At 57.8% G+C, this 20,169-nt stretch carries 14 protein-coding genes and 1 pseudogene; 7 read left to right on the top strand and 8 right to left on the bottom strand.

Translation table 11 applies throughout. The annotated features are described in order from the left end of the window. Positions 1–33: 33 nt before the first annotated feature. The 3 genes from NKH33_RS19325 to NKH33_RS19315 are packed head-to-tail and all read right to left on the bottom strand — an operon-like array spanning position 34 to position 2,617. Positions 34–708 carry a sugar transferase gene (locus NKH33_RS19325; protein ID WP_352817195.1) on the bottom strand — a complete coding sequence of 225 codons (675 nt, stop codon included), beginning with the start codon at positions 706–708 and terminating at the stop codon, positions 34–36. After that, the gene (locus tag NKH33_RS19320) at positions 705–1,841 is read right to left on the bottom strand and encodes a DegT/DnrJ/EryC1/StrS family aminotransferase (protein WP_352472522.1); all 1,137 of its coding nucleotides are present in this window, start codon (positions 1,839–1,841) and stop codon (positions 705–707) included. The genes NKH33_RS19325 and NKH33_RS19320 overlap by 4 nt, the downstream gene beginning before the upstream one ends. A 53-nt stretch (positions 1,842–1,894) precedes the next feature. After that, the gene (locus NKH33_RS19315) at positions 1,895–2,617 is read right to left on the bottom strand and encodes a nucleotidyltransferase family protein (RefSeq protein WP_023675619.1); all 723 of its coding nucleotides are present in this window, start codon (positions 2,615–2,617) and stop codon (positions 1,895–1,897) included. A 511-nt stretch (positions 2,618–3,128) separates the two neighbouring features. On the opposite strand from NKH33_RS19315, the gene NKH33_RS19310 reads away from it, so the two are divergent. After that, positions 3,129–3,806: a LuxR C-terminal-related transcriptional regulator gene (locus NKH33_RS19310; RefSeq protein WP_023675618.1), complete on the top strand. Its 678-nt coding sequence runs from the start codon at positions 3,129–3,131 to the stop codon at positions 3,804–3,806. Between the two features lie 183 nt (positions 3,807–3,989). On the opposite strand, the gene NKH33_RS19305 is transcribed toward NKH33_RS19310, so the two are convergent. Beyond that, entirely contained in the window at positions 3,990–5,729 is a 1,740-nt protein-coding gene (locus NKH33_RS19305; RefSeq protein WP_352472467.1) for a PAS domain S-box protein, read from the bottom strand. A 286-nt stretch (positions 5,730–6,015) separates the two neighbouring features. Between NKH33_RS19305 and NKH33_RS19300 the strand changes: the two genes are divergently transcribed. The 5 genes from NKH33_RS19300 (at position 6,016) to NKH33_RS19280 (ending at position 12,015) form a co-directional block, all read left to right on the top strand. Next, complete coding sequence (locus NKH33_RS19300; protein ID WP_352472466.1) at positions 6,016–6,726, top strand: helix-turn-helix transcriptional regulator; 711 nt, start codon at positions 6,016–6,018, stop codon at positions 6,724–6,726. A 279-nt stretch (positions 6,727–7,005) separates the two neighbouring features. Then, positions 7,006–8,109, top strand: a complete 1,104-nt coding sequence (locus NKH33_RS19295; protein ID WP_352683283.1) for an NAD-dependent epimerase — start codon at positions 7,006–7,008, stop codon at positions 8,107–8,109. 460 nt (positions 8,110–8,569) lie between these two features. Beyond that, positions 8,570–9,820, top strand: coding sequence for an oligosaccharide flippase family protein (locus NKH33_RS19290; RefSeq protein ID WP_352472465.1), 1,251 nt, complete (start codon positions 8,570–8,572; stop codon positions 9,818–9,820). Continuing rightward, a complete protein-coding gene (locus tag NKH33_RS19285) occupies positions 9,817–10,866 on the top strand; it encodes a glycosyltransferase family 2 protein (protein WP_352472464.1) in 1,050 nt (349 codons plus the stop codon). The genes NKH33_RS19290 and NKH33_RS19285 overlap by 4 nt, the downstream gene beginning before the upstream one ends. Positions 10,867–10,965: 99 nt before the next feature. After that, entirely contained in the window at positions 10,966–12,015 is a 1,050-nt protein-coding gene (locus tag NKH33_RS19280; RefSeq protein ID WP_352472463.1) for a class I SAM-dependent methyltransferase, read from the top strand. Between the two features lie 295 nt (positions 12,016–12,310). Here the strand turns inward: NKH33_RS19280 and NKH33_RS19275 are convergent, their stop codons facing one another. Genes NKH33_RS19275 through NKH33_RS19260 form a run of 4 tightly spaced genes read right to left on the bottom strand, consistent with a single transcriptional unit; the run spans position 12,311 to position 19,001 of the window. Further along, a complete protein-coding gene (locus NKH33_RS19275) occupies positions 12,311–14,527 on the bottom strand; it encodes a GumC family protein (protein WP_352472462.1) in 2,217 nt (738 codons plus the stop codon). Position 14,528: 1 nt separating this feature from the next. Next, positions 14,529–16,523, bottom strand: a complete 1,995-nt coding sequence (gene asnB / locus NKH33_RS19270) for an asparagine synthase (glutamine-hydrolyzing) (RefSeq protein WP_352472461.1) — start codon at positions 16,521–16,523, stop codon at positions 14,529–14,531. 4 nt (positions 16,524–16,527) lie between these two features. Then, positions 16,528–17,784 carry an O-antigen ligase family protein gene (locus NKH33_RS19265; RefSeq protein ID WP_352472460.1) on the bottom strand — a complete coding sequence of 419 codons (1,257 nt, stop codon included), beginning with the start codon at positions 17,782–17,784 and terminating at the stop codon, positions 16,528–16,530. Beyond that, positions 17,781–19,001, bottom strand: coding sequence for a glycosyltransferase (locus tag NKH33_RS19260; protein ID WP_352472459.1), 1,221 nt, complete (start codon positions 18,999–19,001; stop codon positions 17,781–17,783). Before NKH33_RS19260 ends, NKH33_RS19265 begins: the two co-directional genes overlap by 4 nt. Positions 19,002–19,943: 942 nt before the next feature. On the opposite strand from NKH33_RS19260, the pseudogene NKH33_RS19255 reads away from it, so the two are divergent. Next, positions 19,944–20,169: pseudogene (locus NKH33_RS19255) on the top strand (calcium-binding protein); the annotation flags it as partial.

The raw sequence follows: 20,169 nt of genomic DNA, 5'->3' as shown, positions 1-20,169 counted from the left end.
AAATCCACGAGAGCGCGGGTTTTCCACCTGCTCTCAAGTTCCGATCGGCGACGGCGAAACCACGCCAAGCACCGCCAGCAAGCCGCGCACCATCCACACAACATCGGAGCCGATCGTGCGCTGCGGATAATAGGAAAGGTCGAGCCTGGCTTTGGCAGGAAACAGAACCTGGCGATAGAACAGTAGCGGGTCCATCGATCGCGGATAGAAACGGGCTTCATGCCGGAAGAGAACCTGGGCTGGACCCAGCAAGCCTGGCTTGTATTGTAAAATGTCTTCGAAGCCCCCGCGAAAACAATCGGCGAAGGCAAGGCTCTCCGGGCGTGGCCCGATGATTGCCATCTCGCCTCTGAAGACGTTCCAAAGCTGTGGCAGTTCGTCGAACTTGGTGACCGCGAGGAACCGTCCTATCGGCGTCATGCGGCTGTCATCGGCCATGGTCAGAGCCAAGCCACCGGGATCACATTGCACGCTGAACTTGCGAAACTTGTACATGCGGAATGGGCGAGCACCGGCCCCGACGCGGGTCTGTGTGAAGAAGATGGGCCGACCGCCTTCCAGCAGCAGCGCCACGGCAATCAGCAGCATCAGCGGGCCAAAGACGATCGCCGCGGCTGCAGCAATGACGAGATCGATTGCTCGTCTCGCAGACCCATGGGCGGCGCTCGAGCCGTTAGGCCTGTGAATGGCTAGGTCCAGGGCATTCATGCGGCCGTTCCTGTCTGAGCGCAGTTATTGACCGCCGCGGCAAGAGCGACCACCACCGTTTCGACCAAAGGTGCGGTGATCTGCGGATGCAGCGGTACAGTCAGTTCGCGCTGGGCGAAATCTTCAGTGCGCGGTAAGTGAGTACCGGGAATGAGCTCACGATAGAGCGTCATCTGGTGCACCGGCGGGTAGTGGATAGTGGTTTGTATCCCTTGCCCGCGCAGTGCGTCGATGACGTCTTGCCTGTCGGCGTAACGTGGCAAAAGGATAGGCATGATGTGGTAGGCCGACGTCCGCGGCTCGTGGAACGGGATGGTCACGGCTGGGCAATGCTTCGCTATGAGACGACGATACAGCATGACCAGGATACGCCTGATCTCATTCCACTCTTGCAGATTTTGCAGCTGGACCAGTCCGATCGCAGCCCGCAATTCATCCATGCGATAGTTGAATCCGAGCATGGTGACATCATACTGAGGGGTGCGGCTGTTCAGCCTTTGACGTGTCCCGGTGGTCATCCCATGTCCACGCGCCTGGCGGATTGTCTCGAGCAGACCGGCATCCCTGGCGATCACAGCCCCGCCTTCCGCCGTGGTCATGTTCTTGTTGCCGTAGAAGCTGAAGGCGGCCGCGGCACCAAATGTCCCCACCTCCTTCAAGCCCGGCGCATGCGCGGCGTCCTCGACGATGTGTAGCCCCCGGGCACGGGCGAACCTCTGCCATTGTTCCCGATCGGCGAGGTAGCCGGCGAAATGAACGAGAATGATTGCCTTGGTGCGGGCCGTGCATTTCGCTTCGGCTTCCACGATCGACATCAGCGGCACGTCGGCTGACTCGATGTCGACGAAAACCGGCGTCGCACCGACATAGAGGACCGCATTTGCGGTCGCCACGAACGTCAAGGATGGCACCAGCACCTCGTCGCCCGGTCCGATGCCAAGTGCGTGCAAAATGAGATGAAGCGCTGCGGTGCAAGAACTGACCGCGACGCAATCCTCCGCATCATGAACGTCGGCAAAAGCTTGTTCGAAGGCTCGTACCTGCTCCCCCATGGTCAGCCAGCCGCTGTCGATGACCCTGGTCAAAGCAGTCTTCTCCGGCACACCCAAGATCGGGGCACTGACCAAGAGCATCACAACCTCCTAGACTGATAACTGTGGGAACCGGGCTCGTGACTTCATCATCATCATGCAGCCGTCGCAGTGACCTCGATCGAGGCCGACTGGTCTTCCCAGGAAATGGTCTGTGCGTTCTGAAAATCGTCGACGCGCCCGATATCGAGCCAGAGACCCTCATGCTTGTACACGTGCACGGTTGTGCCGTTCTGCATCATCTGCAGCATCAGGTCGTCGAACCCAAAGGGTATGCCGGATGGGATAAACTGCAGAACATCCGGGTTCATGCAGTAAATTCCCATGCTGACCAGATGCGAAAGCGTCGGCTTCTCGCGAAAGACCTGCACGGTATTGTCGACTTCGTCGATGACGCCGAAATCCATCTTGATCAGGCGACAGGCTGTTGCGATTGTCACTGGATCGGTGTGCTTACGGTGCGCTGCTACAAATCGACTGAGGCTTAGATCCGTGAGGACATCGCCATTGAGAACGATGAATGGCTCCGTCAGTTCATCCCTGATCAAAGACAGTGGCCCGATGGTGCCAAGCGGCTCCATCTCCTGCGTATATCGAATTTTCAGGTTCCACTGCGAGCCATCTCCACACACGGTGCGGATCAAGTGGCCGAGATACCCGGTTGTAATATAAACTTCCTGAATGCCGTTGCGTCGCAACCATTTCAGAAGCATCTCGAGAACCGGCCGTGCGCCGATCGGCATGAGCGGCTTCGGCAAGACCGAAGTGAAGGGGCGGAGGCGTGTTCCCATTCCTCCACATTGAATAACCGCTTTCATCCTGGTCCTCCCTTGTTCATTCGGCCTGAACGCCATCGTCACGGGCCGGCTATCCTGCCCTGGTCAGCACCCGGGAAACGCGTTCTTGTCCCCTCAGAAGAACCGGTGAGATTTCCCGTAGAAGACCGGTGAGATTACTCCACTGTCCCCTGATCCGGACATTGCATCTGGATGGTATGTGGCCGTCAGGGTGGATGTCGTCGTGCATTCGAATGGTAACAATTCAGCCGTTTTGCTGTTCTATATCTTTAGGCCTATAGCACTGCTGAACGACCGGCCGGTCTGTCAGCTGTCCAAAAGGTCAGAACGTATGTTCGACGACGTTCGGCGGGTTTCGCTCACAAGGGGCAAAAAAAGAGGAGCGTTTCCCGTCATTTAAGATTATATTAGAAATCTGGCGTTTGCGGTGTTGGGGGTGCCGCAGCGTCGGCTGGATGAATCGACGAGTGGATGGCCACGATTTTCAGGCCATTACCGTTCAATCCATTCAGATAGGCGTTGGGGTAGTTCAATGTATCGAATCGTCATCGCCGACGATCACGGCTTGTATCGTCGCGGCTTGCGATTGGCACTGACCGCAGGCATTCCAGGTGTGGAGATCTTTGAAGCGTCCTGTTTCGACGCGGTGCTCAGTTTGCTGGCGGAGCAGTCGTTCGTGGATCTTGCGATCCTGGATCTGAATATGCCGGGCCTGTTCAATCAAGAAGTGCTCGGCGGGATCCTGTCTGCCTATCCGGACACGCGATTTGCGATCGTTTCCGGAAACGATTCACGCTCGGAAATACTCACAGCTCTGTCGATCGGGCTTCACGGCTACATCGTAAAATCGCAGACGGACGAAGAGGTTGTTTTGGCCGTCAATGAAATCCTCTCCGGCCGCATCTATGTTCCTGCACTTCTGTCACGCCCGGGAGCGACGCAAACAACCCACGCGCATACCCATTCCGACGACAAAGGCCCACAGAGGCGTACCGCTGGCGTCAACCTTGGCAGGCTGACTTCGAGGCAAAAGGAAGTCCTCAAGCTGATGGCGGAAGGCTATTCAAACAAGGAAATTGCGCGCGATCTGGAAATCGCGGAGGCGACCACGAAAATCCACGCTGCTGCGGTTCTGCGTGAATTGGGGGTACGCAATCGGACCGAGGCTGCCGTTATGCTGAAGACTTGGCTTTCGAGACATGCCAGCTAGAGCGCCGCGCGTCCTTTTGGACGTGCAAACGGCGTCGCAAGACTCCTCATGCATTTTACTGCATATCCCAAAGCCGCGGCGCAGCTTTGGGCCGACGACATTCTTGGAAGGAACCCTGCGCATCTCAAAGGCCGCTCAGCGCGACCCGCCTTTAGATATCTGCTTTCCGATTGGAGCACTGCACTACAATCCGATTTCCTTGCGTGACAGCCGCAGCGAATACCGTAACCCTTGGTCCGATATTTCCAGCCTGGGAGAGTGACCGACAAGCGGCGCTCCATCCACTCCGATTATCATGGAACCGAAGCCATGACGGACTACGCTCGAGGTCCGCCGCCGCCCCGATTCCACCCACTCGAACCCGATCTCGCTGCCTGTGTCTTCAGGTGCGAACGTCCAGCTTACGTCGATCCGGCCTTTTGGATCGCCAAGCGCTCCATACTTCATGGAATTGGTGGCAAGCTCGTGAACGATCATCGCAAAACTCTCGGCGGCGCCTCCCGACATCGTCACGGAAGGACCGCCGACCGATATGGCGCGTGTTCCCATATATGGTTGCAATTCTTGAGCAACGAGATCGTTTAGCGTCCCCGATACGCTGCCGTTGCGTGAAAGAAGCAGATGGGTTGCCTCAAGCGCGCGTATCCGGTCGATCAGCATTTCCTTGTATTTGGCAACATTGTTTCCAGGAGCATCGACCATTTTCACGAGCGCAGTGATCACCGCGAAAACGTTGCCGAACCTGTGGCGTTGTTCGAGCATAATGCGCTCCCGCTTCTTTGCCGCGGCGCGCAGCAGCGTGGTTTGTCGTCTCTCGCTCAGGTCGGCGGCCACTCCAAGCCGCTGTCCACCATCATCATGTCTTTCCTCCCTTCCGCGCAGCGCAACCCAGCGGATATGTCCGTCCGGTCGGCGGACGCGTATCTCGACATCGTAATTCGTGACCGATGGTGCGGCCTTTCTCGATGCCGCCAGCTTCGGCCAGTCCGCCGGATGAACGACAGCTGACAGCTCCTCCAAACTGCGGCTATTGGCCTGGGCCAGGCCGAGAATGTCCCAGAACGTGTCCGAGCCCGTGACTATCCCGTCTTTAAGGTCTATGCGCCACGTGGCCAAGCGTCCAGCAGACAGAGCGAGGTCCAGCCATTCCTTCTGGGCCCGAAGCGCTTCGTGAACAGCGCGTCGTTCCGAAATATCGTCGACCACCACGAAGATGCTCTCCGAGAGGCCACCCTCGGGCACGGACGAAGAAAGCGTTAGCCTGGCCCAGAATGCCGTACCGTCCTTTCGTGACAGACGCACCTCCGAAACGAACGAAGAAATGTCATTGCCCAGCCTCGCCAGCAATTGCGCCAAGGTATCCCGGTCGTTCGGATGGGCGAGCGTATCAAGCTGTAATTGGGCAAGCTCCTCCTCCCTGTACCCGGTCATCTCACAAAGGCGTCTGTTGGACTGCAGCAACTCACCTTTCTTGTTGGTGTTCGCGAATCCCATGGCAGCACGTTCGAAGGCCCAACGATAGCGGCTTTCGGTCGCCTCGACGGCAGCGAGCCTGGCCTCCGCGACTTCCAGCAACTCACGCAAGTCCTGCCGCAGACGATGGAAGGTCATGGCAATCACGCCACCCGAAACCAGAAGCAGGATTGCGCGTGCCCAGTCTCCACTTGAAATCTGATCGTGTCCTCGTGCCCACAGCCCGACAGCAACCATCAGAATGGTCGCAGCGAGCGCAGGTACGCGGTCTTCGAGATAAGCGATAATAATAATAGCCGGAATAAATTCCAGAAAACTTGCGCCTTGCCCAATATAGGCTGACGATTTTATTTCAAATATCAGTGTGGCAGCTAACACCGATGCAGACGCAATATGAGTTAGCAATCTGCCCGACGGGTTCGAATTCGACCTGCGCGACTGCGAGCTCATGGACACAGACTACAACCTTCTGACTAGCCCGTCGAGACTAGAGCAAAAAACGTACAGCTTAGTACCACTGCCGGATTGCCATACCGCTATCATAGCGCGCATTTTATCGGACGCAGCGGGGCCTAAGAGCTGCCTTAGAACTGTCGGATCATATTAAGTTTTCAAGGTGATGATGAACGTATTATCCGTCAGCGCATAGAAGACTATAATCCAGCTACACATAGAAGACTACATGAATCCCGAATACTTATTTCGGGCGTGTGAAACTTTGGGTTAGGGGTAGAAAATGAATCTGATCGATAGACAGGTCGATGCTTCTTCGAACAATCGGTATATTGTTACGAGGACCAAGTATGATTTTGAAGCGCGGAATACGCGGCCCTCTTCTGGTCACCTTCCCGATCGCGCATCGGATCCATTGGGCGCAAGGTTCGGCGAACCAAAAGGCCGCAGTCTGGAATCCATAACCGGCGTGCTTGATCGCATTGGCTGTGGCTATCTCGTGTTGAATCGCGAAAGAAAAGTAGTCGAGTGGAACGCAGCCGCCCAAACCACGCTTGAGCGCCAGGGCGAAGCGGCCGACACGGCGAGCGGACTTACGGCCGCCCTAAGGCGGCTGATCGCGAATGTTCCGGGCCAATTCCTGCCGGGCTCATTGTCTTGGGTGGTGATCCGCAGCAGGGGCGACCGACCGGTGATACTGAACGAGAACGGCGTTATAGCTCCCGACGGAACGAGCATTGTGGCGCTGCTGGATCGCGACAACAGGTCGGGGCCAAATCCTCGGACGCTGCAAAGAATGTTTGGCTTGACGAGCGCAGAAACGCACCTCGCCTTGCGCTTGGCCCAGGGCGACGCACCTTTGGAGATCGCTCGCAGCTGGCGTCTCAGCCGCACCACGATCCGTTCCCAGCTTGCCTCGCTGTTCGCCAAGACCGAAACAAAACGCCAGGCGGAACTGGTGGCCCTTCTTGGGCGTATTTCGGTCCTGCCGTAAGGGCCGCGCAGTTGTTGGGGTCTAGTTGGCGGCATCCACATGCGACGGGGCTTGGTCGACCGGTGCTGGAGGCCGTTCCAACCAGCTTGGCAGGTCACGTTGCGCAGCGCATGGCCGGCGCCTGCTCACCTGTGCCGAACGCCGACGCCCCGGCACATAACATCCCGGCACAATTGGCCGGGATCTCGGAATAGGCAATTCGACACTGTCGAGTGACGTCGAAGGGGCAAAAAATTGGATCATGATTTAAACGGTGGTTCCGTTCTTTCTGCGGAAAATATGGAAACCGCCCGATCCCGGTCAGACCGCGCCGTGAAGGAACTCGCCCCGATAGGACCGATCGTCGTCACCGGTGCTGCAGGCTTCATTGGTTTTCACGTCGCCTTGCGGCTTTTGCGTCTGGGTGTCGAAGTCATCGGCGTCGACAATTTCACCCCCTACTACGATCCACGACTCAAGGAAGCGCGGTTTGCACGTCTCTGTGCCGAGCCGGGCTTCACTTCGATGCGAATTGATCTGGCGGATGCCGCCCGCGTTCAGTTGCTGTTTTCAGAATTTCGCCCCTCACACTTTGTCCATCTCGCGGCTCAGGCCGGCGTGCGTCATTCACTTGCTGACCCGCATTGCTATGTGCAATCGAACATAGTGGCGTTTCTCAACGTCCTTGAGGGCTGCCGGCATTTCGGCGTTAGTCATCTCGTCTACGCTTCGTCGAGCTCCGTCTACGGCTCAAATCGAACCACACCGTTTTCTGAGCATCACGGCGCAGACCATCCTGTCAGTCTGTACGCCGCAACCAAGCGTTCAAACGAATTCATGGCGCATTCATACAGTCATTTATTCTGCTTGCCCGTGACCGGACTGCGCTTCTTCACCGTTTATGGCCCCTGGGGCAGGCCCGACATGGCAGTCTACATGTTCACGCGTTTGATTATCGAGGGGAAACCAATCGAAGTAGCCAATGCCGGCCGCGTGTGGCGAGACTTCACCTATATCGACGACGTCGCTGAGGGGGTGGTTCGAGCACTCGCTGCACCGCCGCGACCCGACCCGGGTTGGGATTTTCTTACCGCAGATCCCGCCACAAGTTCTGCACCGTACCGCGTCTATAATATTGGCAACGACCGGCCGGAGGAGATTAACCGGCTGATTTCGCTCATCGAGACCGCCCTTGGCTGCCGGGCGATTCGCGTGGAAGTGCCTCTACCACCGGGCGACGTTCTGGAGACTCGCGCCGACGTGAGTGATCTTCGTAACGCTGTCGGCTTCGCCCCGGCGACAACGCTCGAGGACGGAGTGCAACGCTTTGTCGAATGGTACCGGGACTTTCATGGAACGAACATCGCAGCCAGCACACAGCAACAAACGTTAATGCATGTGTAAGCCCACCGTGTAATCCGCGCCTTGTCGGAGCGACGAATCCACGCGTCGGCCATCCTTGTCGCGGCTGCTGGTCTGGTCAAAAGATCCAGTTGGTACCGCATAACGTGACGACGACATTCCCGAGCATCGATGCCCGCGCGATCCCCGCAGAAATCAGTTCATCGCGGGCAAGTCCAACGAGCGGTCTCAATTTCAGAGCTGCAGTTGTGCCCCGCCCGGAGCACAAAGAATTCGCTACATCGCCGCTCCGCCGAACGATGTCATTCAGATGGATGATGGTGACGTTCAGGCCCCATCGTAAGCTCCGGTCAACCGCATTTTGCCTCCTCGGAATCGCGAGCTCATGTCCCAAAGCTACTTTCTGAGATCCAGGACGGTTCCTACGGTCGAGAAAATAATCACCCGTGTTCCTCCAAGCCCGATCGGCAGTATTCTGCGCGCGGCAGGAGGCGTTTCGGCCATGGCGATTGCCGGTCAGTTGACTCTCGTCGCCGCTATTCCCGTTTTGGCCCGGCTCTATTCCCCGGCAGATTTCGGGATCTTCACGATTTATCTTTCGATCGTAAACATCCTCGGCGCGATCGCAGCACTGCGTTTCGAGGCCTCTCTCTATGGTGTCAAGGACAATGCGCGGGCGTATGTGACTGTTAAGCTCATTCTCCTGGCTGTGTCGGTGACGAGTGTCCTCGCCTTTGCGGCAGGACTGCTGTGGGCGAGCATCGCTCCAGCGCGGGTCGGCCACCTCGCCTGGCTCGTTCCACTTGGGATGGCGGGCGCAGGTCTCGTCGAAGCCATGAACTGCTGGAGCCTGCGCGCAGGCCTGCTACGAGACTTCGCCCTCGGCCGGCTGATCTTGCCGGCGACCATGGCCCTGCTGCAATTGATTTTTGGGCTCGCCCATTTCGGAGGTGAGTCGATGGTACATGCCCATATCCTGAGCCAATTCATTTTTATCGGACTCCTCGGCTCTCGGATTCTGAGCTGGAAGGACTTACACGGCGTCGCCCGAGCGCCGTGGCGTACCGTCTTTGCCGTCGCCAGGCGAGAATACAAGTTTCCGTTATTTGACATTCCCTCAGCTCTCGCGAGTTTCGCCATTATCAATCTTCCCGCAATACTTGTTGGTTCGCTGTTTGGCGCCGCTTTTGCGGGTTACCTGGGAGTGGCAGCGCGGCTGGTGACTGCGCCGGTCACGCTGATCGCCACCCCGCTCAGCAATGTTTTTGTCTCCGAGGCGAACAAAAACAGTGATCGCAGACATCTGCTCGGCACCGCACGCGGCCTCTTGATGCTTTCAGCCTGCCTCACTGCATTGCCAATATTGGCGCTTGGCCTGGCTGCGCCATATATTGTCGTCCCCCTGCTGGGCCCGCCCTGGGTTCCCGCCGCAGACATTATGACCGCGCTGGCGTTCATGGGGGCTGCGCAGGCGTTGGCGACGCCGCTTCAAGATGTCCCAGCTCTCCTGCGCCGGCAGGAGCTACGGCTTCTCGTCGACGGCGCGCGGACGGCGCTGGTGTTTGGTCCGCTTCTTGCCGGTGCTGAGGCAGGTTGGGAACCACTCAAGGTCATTTATCTGATGGCGGCCGGCGGCGGCGTCGGGTTTGCACTGAAAACGGCGGCCTCTCTGTATATTTTGAGCCATGCCATTAAACCAGCGGGAGCTGCCATACCAAAACAAGGTCATCATCTCGAGGGAAAAGCACCATGAAACAATCGCAGCTTGATCAGCTCCAAACGACCGCTGTGGTTGACCAACATCATCGCGCTGATGCTTCGCGACTGCGCCCTTTCATTTCAGTTGCAATCCCAACCTTTCGCCGACCGGACACGATCCGCCGGGCAATGGATAGCATTCTGAGTCAGAATTTTTCCAGTTGGGAGTTGGTCGTCAGCGACGACGAGGGCCGGGACGGACCGACCTGGGCAATCGTGGCCGAGTATGCGCGGACCGAGCCTCGCATCCGAATTGTCGAAAACTGCCGGGGCCGCGGTCAGGTAGAGAATACCAACAATGCCATGCTCGCTTGCGCCGGAAAATGGATCAAGCTGCTCCATGACGATGACTGGCTCGCCCCGGGCGCACTCAAGACCTTTGCCGAGGTTTCCACCAAGCATCCCTCAGCTGCATTCATGACCTGTGCAGCCAATATAATTGAGGACGATCGGATGAAATTCCGATTGCCACCGCAGGGGCGGCAACGAATTTCCGTCTACTCAAGCCAGCAATGCCTGACGGACCTCTATCTGGTCCGCACGACGCGGAGCCTTGGGATCATCCCATCGACGCTTTTGATCAACCGCGACGTCATTCACGCGGGTTGCCTGATGCGCGCCCATAATTCAATCCCAGCTGGAGTCGACCAGCTGTTCTTTGTCGATCTGGCCTGCCACGGAGACATGGTCGCGATAAACGATGGCTTGATCTTCTACGACGCGACGAACCACCCGAGCATCACTACAACCAAGAGTTTCGATGAGGTCGATCAGGTAACGCTTGCCGTCAAAGAGCTTAACTGGAACCTCATCGAGGATCGTAAACATCTTCCCTGCCCTGAGACTCTGTTACGGGCGCTGCGGGTTGCTCGTCTTCCCAGCAGATTCCACCAGCAACCCTGGCGGGCGACGATCCGAGATGCGATGCAAATTCTTCGCCCGTCAGTTATGAAAATAGCGAGCCAGCACATTCTTACTTACGTGTTCGCGATCCGCCCGAGACTGGGTCGATTGCGTAGCCTGAGACGATTTAGCTTCTGAGCATGGCGGCATCGTCGAGCGCGACGGCGGGCGGGCTGGGGCGCATCATATACCGTCGAAGGCGGCTTTCCTTCGGTCTGGCCTTTAGGGGTAAGCGAGATGACCATTTGTCCGGCGTGTGCCAGTGTATCAACCGCGAAATTGTTCGAAGTGACAGCAGATGAGGCCTCTCGACATTTCATCAATCCGCGTCAGGACCCCGACCGCTCTCGAAAATTAACAAGCCACCTGTCGGATCTCTGGGGCAGCAACACATGCGATATCCGCAAATGCGCAGATTGCGGATTCGGTTTTGCAGATCCCTTCGTCGCTGGCGGCGTTGAATTTTATAACTTAGCCTGGGCGTACCCTTCCTATCCGACCATGAAATGGGAATATTCAAGGACTATCGAAGAGCTCGCGGGCCTGAAGACTGGCGGAAAAACTGCCCTCGAAGTGGGGTCTGGGTTCGGATATTTTCTCGATCGCATCAAGAATAAATTCTTCCATGTTTCCGACATCTCTGCGGTCGACTACAACGAAACGGCGAGGTCTGTACTGGCGTCGAAAGGCTTTAAGACCTATTCAGGCGATTTTCGGATGGACAGCTTCGATTCTATGAAAGAGTCCTTCGACTTTATTTTCATGTTTCAAGTCTTCGAGCATATGGACCAAGTGGACGACGTTTTTGCTCGATTGAAATATCTTCTGAAGGCGCAAGGATCTGCCTTTATCGCCGTGCCAAATGAAAACAGAACTTACTACATGGAGTCCCATGGCTCGCTCATAGACATGCCACCAAACCACATCGGCCGATGGACGAAAGAAGCCTTCGATGCCATATGTCAGCGGCACGGCTTGCAATTGAGCAAGTGCGAGCGGGAGCCGTTCAATCTCGCCAAATTCCTGAAACAAGACATCGTCCACAGCTTTTTCCGAAAGGGAGAGAAACCAGGTAGCGTGAGTGAGTTCGTGCGCGCCCTGCCGCGAAGCAAAGCGCAACGGATTGCGCAAGGTTTGACTGCCCTTGCGATTTCACCATCGCGGTTGCCGGCATGGGCATACGCGGTCAGGAATGCATCGACGATGGGGGGGAGCGCACTCTGGGCAAAGATCGACAAAGTCTCGTCACCTGCGCTACGGATTCATCGCCAAGCCAAGCAGCGATGAGCGGGTCCGCGTGAAGGGTGATTTCGACACCACTAGGCGCGCGGTGAACGCCAAGCAGACGAAGGACGGCGTCAGGCGCGTTGCCTCAGATGGGGTCCGGAATTCATGAATGCCCGTCCGGCGGCTCCTGGCCGTAGGTTCCGTTGTGACACTTCGGACCCACGCTCCGGATGGATCTCTCCGCGACAACCCCAGCTACTGCCGGATGGCCCGCGCCCAGCAGCCGATCGGCGCAGCGCCTAGCGCGGTGATTTTCAACCAAGCGGGAAGTGCGCAACAACAAGAGCCGCGCTCGTCATGTCCTCTCCAGCAAGAGGTCAGCGCTGTCCCCGAACCGGTAACCAGCGTGCTTCCTGAGATTAACCTTCGTGAGAACGCTTGCGACGGGGACCGAAGCTGGTGCATCGCCCGCAAGCAGGTCCAGAACGCCTCGCGCGATGCTGCGTCGCGTTTTCGCCCAGCGAACGGCGAAAAGAACCACGTCACCCCAGCCTGTCAGGAGCCTGGCCTCTGGTCCCTCAAGCCCCAGCGGTCCATTTATGATGACGACCCGATAGATCGAGTGCAGTTCATCTTTGAAAGGGGAGCCGTCGACACTGGACAGCAAGGGCAGCAGATCCTCCGACGGTGCGAGCGCCATGAAGTCGATCCCGATCGCCGACATTCCTGCTATCGCATCGTGCAGTGCACAACGGTCACTCACATAGTCTCCGAAAAAATTGTGCGGCTTACGTGCGCTGAATTCCTTCACAAACTCGCCCGTAAGGCGGTGGTCCGTGCGGTCCAGATCAATGAAGAGTACTCGCCCTCCAAGTCTGGTGGCCGCCAAGGCCATGCTCCATGCGAGCTCGGTCTTGCCATCATCCTCACCGCAGGATGTTATCAAGATTATGTTCGAGTAATCCCTTGCCTGTTGGGGCGCCGCGGCGACAAGCAGGGACGTCACGGCGCGGCTGTATCTGCACCCCTGCTGGCCTGAAACCAGCTGCTGCAGTCGCTTCGCGTGCGTTGTGGGAGCCTGGGGTATTAGCCCGAGGCACGGAACCTTGAGCGCTGCTTCAGCTTCGGCCTCTCCGCGCAAAGTGCGATCGAAGCGTTGGCGGACAAGTATGAAAATCCCTCCAATCAGGCCAAACACGACCATGCCAGGCGGAATAAGAAAAATTGGCGAAAGAGTCGTTGGATTGGTAGGGGGCCACGCCGCTGAGAGAAGCCTGACTCCGGGGGATGGACTTGCAATACGCCGCATCAAGTCCTGTTGCCGGGTCAAAAGGTCGTTGTAGCGCTGCGTCAGGATGCTGACCTGCGGCTCGAGAGCACGCAGTCCGGAAAGCCGGCCGGCTGTATCGGCCACAACCGCATCTAGGACATCCTTACGCTTTTGCAGCGCCGCAATCTGGGAGCGATAGATGTTTGCCTCAGCAGCGACGCGGGCGATTTCTTGTTCGATCTCACGATCGATCGCATTTGTGACATTCTCATCTGCCGTGCCGTTGGCCTGGCCTGCCAAGAGATCGGCCAGCAAGGGTGATCCGATGGCTTCGGCTACCGAGGCAACGGGCGCGCCCCCCTTTCGCAAGTCCTGAATGTGTTGGAGTCGGGATTCCGTTGCGGAGAGGTCCGCTTTCGACAAGGAAATTTGCTGAGTGAGTTCGGCTGTCTCCTTGGCAGCATTGTCCGCCGCACCTTGATCGACCGCGCCATGGCTCAACCGATATCTCTCCAGACGATCGGTCGCTTCTGCCAGACTGCTTTGTATAGTCGGCAGCCCGGAGACTATCGAGTCGAGTTCCAGCCTGTCCGACGCTTGGCTTTTCCTTGCCAGATCGCCAATATACACTTCGACGAACGTGTTGGCGATCAGAGCGGCTCGCGCCGGATCGTGATCGGTGAAGCCGACACTGATAACTCTCGATCGCAGCTCCTGGCCGATCCTCATACCTTCACGCAGCACCTTGAGTTCAGCCGCATCTGGCGCCGCCGGCGTGCTTCGCGGCCAAATTTTGGCCAGCAAATCGGCTGGAACCGAGCGCAAATTCAGCGGCTCGACGCCAACAGGCTTCGGAGGATGGTTTCCGGTTCGAGCACCAGCCTGTTTAGCACCATTGGCAGCATCCGTTTTGCGCAGCGCTGCCACTACGCTTCGCAGGTGGCTTTGCGATGAGAGCATGGTGATATGGTCGTCAATGCTGGAATCCAGCTGATCCTGAGCAGAGATCAAGCCGCCGGCAGGGGCTGCTCTACTAGGTGCGTCGACGATTACCTGCGTGGTGGCCTCGTATAGGGCAGGCCGTGCAAGCCCTCCAAGCGCGGCCAAGACACCGCCTGCGACGACCATGGCCAGGAGGAACCACTTTTTTCTTGAGAGGGTAACGAGGAGCTGATGGAGCGGGGTTTGCGTGTCCATCTGCTCACGTAACGGCCGTTTCATGCGCGGAGTGATTTCGCGCGCAGGCAAGTGCATTTCGGTAACGTGCGGAAGGTGGATGCGGCTAACTATGGACCCTTCCATCTTAATCTCCTGTAAGTTCGGGCACGCGAGAACCCGTTGCTGGCGGCGATGGCCGCCTTGCCTCGTTGTGCCAGGCCTGGAACATCAAAGCCGGCCACAATTCGCGAGAATGGTCGTGCCTGCCATCGACGTGACCGCGCCAGCACGCATCCACCTTCGCAAGGTCGAAAATTCCGTCTCCGGAGATGCGCATATCGGCGACAAGATCGTTTGCCCAACTGAGCAGCGGGCCCCTCAGCCAGACTGCTATAGGAACATCGAAACCTTGCTTTGGCCGCTCGATCAGTCGCTGCGGAACGTACCGGCGCAACAGCTGACGAAGGATCCACTTACCTTTGCCATTACGAACCTTGGTATTCGTCGGCAGGCGCCAGGCGAATTCGACAACCCGATGATCGAGTAGCGGGCACCGCCCCTCGAGGCTGTTGGCCATGCTGGCGCGGTCCAGCTTCACCAATATATCGCCGGGCAGGTAGCCGTCCATATCGTCATACAAAAGACGGGACAGCAGCCCATCAAGCCGGTGCTCGACGTGGATTGATGAGGGGGGCTGGTGCAGGCTGAGGTTCTCGGTCGACGATCTCGTCAGTCGCCGAAACAACTCGTCCTCATCGGCTGCAGCGAGTAGCTGAGCGAGGCGATCCAGCCGGTCGCCCCGCAGCGCATGCCGTGCACCCTCCGAAAGCGGCAGCTTCCCGACGAGATCGTGACGGGCTGCACGGGCCAGTAACCCAGTGCCTGCCGCGAGCGCCCGACGCAGTGCCGACGGCAGAGTATGCTGTCGTCGCAGGCGGGCAGCCATGAAGTGGCGGGCGTAGCCGGCGAAGCATTCGTCGCCACCGTCACCCGACAGAGCCACCGTAACGTGCCGGCGGGCGAGCCGCGCCACCAGCAGAGTTGGTATCTGCGATTCGTCAGCGAAAGGCTCGTCCCAGATCTGCGGCAATTCTGGAATGACTTCGCGCGCTACGGCAGCCGAAAGGTGGAGTTCGGTATGGTCGGTGCCCAGATGCCGCGCGACTTCCGCCGCGTGGGGAGCCTCATCGAACCCGCCCTCTCCGAAAGCGATCGTGAACGTGCGCACCGGCTTGTCCGATTGAGCCTGCATCAGGGCTACAACCGTCGAGCTGTCTATTCCGCCCGACAGGAAGGCCCCGAGCGGAACGTCAGCGATCATGCGCTCCCGAACGGCAAGTCGAAGCAGGCCATCCAGTTCAGTGGTAAGTTCTTCGTCACTGCCGACGACCTGCTCCGCCCGCCCTTTGGCGGCGGTTTCGGCTAGCGACCACCAGTATCGAATACGATGCGCTAGCGAGGCGGCACTTCGCGACGCGGCGAAGTCAGCGGCCGTCACCGACAGGACCGAACCCGGCGGTAATTTGAACACGCCTCGCCAGATGCAGCTGTCATCCGGTACCCATCCGTTCGAAAGCATCGCCGCGGCCGCATTGATATCGAGCTCCTGACAAAAACCTGGAAAACGGGTGATCGCCTTCAACTCAGAGGCAAAAACAAGCGCATCACGTGTTGAGGCGACATAAAGCGGCTTTTTGCCCATTCGGTCGCGGGCGAGATGGAGCGTCCTCGTCTTCAGATCCCATAGTCCTAGCGCGAACATTCCGGCGAAGCGTGTGAGTGCTTTTTCGAGGCCCCAATTCTCAATGGCGGCAAGCATGACCTCGGTATCGCTGGTGCCCCTGAAATGACTACCTGTACTTTCCAGCTCGCAGCGCAGATCGCGGAAATTGTATATTTCGCCGTTAAACGTAATGACGTATCTGCCGCTTTCGGAATGCATTGGCTGGCAGCCCGCCTCCGACAGATCAACAATGGCCAAACGCCTGTGACCGAAGGCAAGCCCGGCTTCGCTGTGTATCCAGAATGCCTCGCCATCCGGTCCGCGGTGACGAAGCGCGGCCGTCATTTGCTCTATTGCCTTGAGCGGCTTCGTGTCGGCTGAATCGGGGGCAAGAAGAATTCCGGCAATACCACACATGCCATTAACCCGGATTGTTGGAGATTGCAGAAACTGCTTTCGGAGCACCGGCGACAAGGCAGATGGTCAGCGCAAACCACACGATCGGGTGACGGATGATCAGGTGCGGCATTCCGAAAATAGCGATTGACACCACGAGCGCTAACAGCGCGTCGAGCTTCGCACGCCATACCGACACGATGGCGGCGCTGACGATCCAGACCAGCGCCAGAACCGCAATAAGTCCACCTTGAGTGTACAGGTCGAGGATCGTGTTGTGAGCCTCGAAGGGTCGTTCCAGAAATTGCGATTCGAACACTGATGGGCGCTCGAGATGCGGACCTGGACCAAGGCCCAACGACCCGGATTCCGCGCCCTTCTCTATTGCTTCGTCCCAGAGATGCACGCGGAGTGCGGCGGTTTCGGCAGTGGCCTCGCCGCCCTTGTCCTTGGTCAGGCCCTTGGCGAAGTTTTCGAGGACGCTCGCCTCCGTCACGGCGTAGGGGGTTATCGCGATCGCCAACGGAAGGATACCGACGAGCAACAGGAGGACGGCTTGCCGTGAAAAGCTGCCCCTGTTGCCACCGGTCTTGAGCCATGTCCTGATCCGCAGCCCGAGGAACGTCAGGCAGGTCAGGATACTGGTATACAAATAGGTATCGCTCTTTGTCAGCCTCCCGACATAGAAGGTTAGGAACAAGCTGGCGATCCCAAGAAACCTGCCCCATCGATTGCTGGTGGTGGTCGCAAGATGCAAGGCTAGCGGGCCAAAGATTGCGCAGTAGAGCGCGAGCTGATTTGGATTGTGCGACCAGCCGCGAAAGCGGTCCCAGTACCAGGGATCGACGCCAGCTCGGGGGATCCAGCCCCAGCCCTGTCCCAGCTGAATGGCAAGGGCCATATTCGCGATACCCACGACCCACCAGCCAGTACGACGGAGATGGCGGTCGGCGTCGGGTTCTGCAGCGGCAAGGCAGGTGACGCTGACCAACAGCAGGTAGGCCATCGTATCGTGCATCAGGCCCGTCAGGTATAGAACTGTGGTCAGATAGCCGACAACGGTGCCGACCCCCAGAGCCAGCGCCATGATCGTCCAGTAACTTGCAAGGAGTGTCAGCGCCGGCCTGGTCTCCAGGCGACCGCCGGCAAGGACGCGCGCGATCGACAGCATGATCCAAAGCACGAGGAACAGTTCGCCAATCCCCAAGGGCGACCCGGGAATGTCGAGTTGCTCCGCATAGGTCGTTGCGAGCCCGCAGGCCAGGATCGCGTCCCGGATCATCGGCGCACATCCAATCTACCGCTGACAGCATCGTCTCTAATTAAGACCGGATACGCCGGTCGGGCGAGGCCACCGTGGGATTTGGCGCCAAGGATATTTTCGTACAGATCGCAATACTGAGCGACCACCCGCGGCAGCGCGAACTGCTCACGGACGAGTTCGACAGAACGACCGCCCATGATTTTTCCGTGACTGCGGTCGGACAGGATGTCGACTATTCGAGATGCAAGGCCATCGGCGTCGTAGGGTTGGACTAGGTAGCCGTTCCATCCATCCTCGACCACCTCATTGCAGCCGGGCATCTTTGAGGCGACCATGGGCAATCCCGCCAGCCCTGCCTCGAGCAGGACGCGCGGGATTCCTTCTCGATATTGTGTGGGGAAGGCGAACACGTCGGCCATGCCAAGAAGGGCTGGAACATCGCGTCGTGGGCCTAGCGCGATGATATGAGGAGCGTGTCTATCGATTTCCGACTTGTCGAATGCAAATGGACCTTCGGACTCCCAAGGGCCGACAAGCACGAAACGCGCATTAGGCCTTTTAGAAAGGACGCGGGGGACTGCTTGGAGCAGCGTCGGGATGCCCTTCTGGCGGGTTAGCCGGCCCACAAAAATTACGATCTCTGCTGACTGGAGCCCGAGTTCCTGGCGCATTTTCGCCGCCGGCGGAGCAAGATGCCTCGCCATAGCGAACGCATCGACATCGATGCCAGAACTGCGGATCACTCTTCCGCTGCCAGGTTCAATCAATCGAAAGCGCTTGAAGAAAGCCTCATCGTCCCGATTCTGAAATACCGTCGCTGCCGTCCAGAAGGAGGCAAGCCATTGTAGTCCGCAAAAAATTGGACGTAAGGCCAGAGCACGCGGTTCCAACGATGAGAATGTCCAGCCCAGGCCGTTGATCGTGCGCACGACCGGGACCGTTCCGCGCACCGAAATGGGTGTCAGCAGGTTAGGCTTGGTATCGAAGCTTTGGACGATGTCAGGCCGAAGTTCCGCAAGCAATTTCCGAATCGCTCTTACAGCGGTCCACTCGCCAGTGCCGCTGGCAAATCGGTCGAAACCGTAGCGGCGATGCGGAATGCCATGCCGCAAAAACGCAGCCTCATCGCCGGTTGAAACTGCCGTGACCCGGAAGCCGCTTTCGCGCAGCGACATTAGGAACGGAATTCTCAGGGCGTGATCTTCGCCTCCCACACAAACGAGATGCGGATTCATCCCGAAGCTCCCGTCCGTGCGCCGTGTTCCGGTCGCGTGAAGTAACTGCCTTTCGCATCTGCTTTCATGGTTTTGCTTCGTTACTTCTGTGCGCGTGAAAGGATACGGTAGGAGGAGGCTTGCATACTGTCCTCGTCTGTTTGAATGAGGCAAACTGCATGGGGATCACGGCCTTACGGGTATCGCGAACCGCCTCGACGGCATCTGGTGGTGCATAGGAACGGGTACGGTGATGAATTGCGCCTCGAACTCTAGGGGTTCGGCCAAGCCGGACTTGCAACTGATAAGGCAACCGAAGAAAGCGCTTCCGACAGTCGTGCGTTGTACGGCTGCTCTACGCTGGGCGCGTCGGATTCCTAAGCTCCCGGTCCGGGTTCGCGCCTCAGCTTGTCCCGCTTGTGCTACCAGGCATGATAGTCGACCCCTCAGCCACAACTCCTGGCGCAACCTGCCTCCTTGCGACCAGCGGATAAGCCGATTCGGACCGTTCCGACGCCGGCGACCTGATCTGCCGACCGATTTCACGCGACGAACGCGCGGACACCTACGAATTATCCACAACTAATTGGTTGCGGGATTGAGACTGTGGAGGGGTCTGGCTCTTAGGTGAACGTCTGTCTGATCTCTCAATGCGCGGGTGAACAGTTAGATAGAAACATAATTTACAAGTTTATTTCAGCGATCTGCAAGATACGCTCTAGATATTTAACTATCTGTCTTTCAATCTAACCAGATGGGCTGGATAAAACACGGCCCTTTTGATGGGATCATATTCTTGTTACTTATTTATTATGTCCATGGAAGTTACTCCTTCCGTGCAGCATTCCTATTGGCGATCAACCATTCTATCAGAGCCTGCAGGTATGTGATTTGGCGCTAATATACACCCTCTAGTAGGCAGACATCCGCGGGGCGCTATCGAATCAAAATGAGGGATTATGGATGGCAACTCTGCACTATGCATCGGGTGGATCCGCCACCGAAATCGCAACCGCCGGCTTCAATCTGGCTGACGTTCAGTATGTTTCGCTGGTCGACGCATTGCCGGACGGCATGAAAGGCCTGGTGTACCTCAACGAGCATGAGGGCGTAACCGCATCCTTCATCGAGAAAATGACCCCCTTCCTCGGCAATCCGAATGTGTTTGGGTTCTATCTGGTTGACGAGC

This window comes from Mesorhizobium sp. M1182 (assembly GCF_040318335.1).
Taxonomy (GTDB): domain Bacteria; phylum Pseudomonadota; class Alphaproteobacteria; order Rhizobiales; family Rhizobiaceae; genus Mesorhizobium.
This window is presented reverse-complemented; position numbering and strand designations above follow the sequence as displayed.

What these genes read in the sequence shown, in the direction of transcription:
- NKH33_RS19280 (WP_352472463.1), top strand. Translation starts at nt 10,966, where the DNA reads ATGACCATTTGTCCGGCGTGTGCCAGTGTATCAACCGCGAAATTGTTC.
- NKH33_RS19285 (WP_352472464.1), top strand. Translation starts at nt 9,817, where the DNA reads ATGAAACAATCGCAGCTTGATCAGCTCCAAACGACCGCTGTGGTTGAC.
- NKH33_RS19315 (WP_023675619.1), bottom strand. Translation starts at nt 2,617, where the DNA reads ATGAAAGCGGTTATTCAATGTGGAGGAATGGGAACACGCCTCCGCCCC.
- NKH33_RS19300 (WP_352472466.1), top strand. Translation starts at nt 6,016, where the DNA reads ATGAATCTGATCGATAGACAGGTCGATGCTTCTTCGAACAATCGGTAT.
- NKH33_RS19295 (WP_352683283.1), top strand. Translation starts at nt 7,006, where the DNA reads ATGGAAACCGCCCGATCCCGGTCAGACCGCGCCGTGAAGGAACTCGCC.
- NKH33_RS19310 (WP_023675618.1), top strand. Translation starts at nt 3,129, where the DNA reads ATGTATCGAATCGTCATCGCCGACGATCACGGCTTGTATCGTCGCGGC.
- NKH33_RS19290 (WP_352472465.1), top strand. Translation starts at nt 8,570, where the DNA reads ATGGCGATTGCCGGTCAGTTGACTCTCGTCGCCGCTATTCCCGTTTTG.
- NKH33_RS19260 (WP_352472459.1), bottom strand. Translation starts at nt 19,001, where the DNA reads ATGAATCCGCATCTCGTTTGTGTGGGAGGCGAAGATCACGCCCTGAGA.
- NKH33_RS19325 (WP_352817195.1), bottom strand. Translation starts at nt 708, where the DNA reads ATGAATGCCCTGGACCTAGCCATTCACAGGCCTAACGGCTCGAGCGCC.
- NKH33_RS19265 (WP_352472460.1), bottom strand. Translation starts at nt 17,784, where the DNA reads ATGATCCGGGACGCGATCCTGGCCTGCGGGCTCGCAACGACCTATGCG.
- NKH33_RS19320 (WP_352472522.1), bottom strand. Translation starts at nt 1,841, where the DNA reads ATGCTCTTGGTCAGTGCCCCGATCTTGGGTGTGCCGGAGAAGACTGCT.
- NKH33_RS19305 (WP_352472467.1), bottom strand. Translation starts at nt 5,729, where the DNA reads ATGAGCTCGCAGTCGCGCAGGTCGAATTCGAACCCGTCGGGCAGATTG.
- asnB (WP_352472461.1), bottom strand. Translation starts at nt 16,523, where the DNA reads ATGTGTGGTATTGCCGGAATTCTTCTTGCCCCCGATTCAGCCGACACG.
- NKH33_RS19275 (WP_352472462.1), bottom strand. Translation starts at nt 14,527, where the DNA reads ATGGAAGGGTCCATAGTTAGCCGCATCCACCTTCCGCACGTTACCGAA.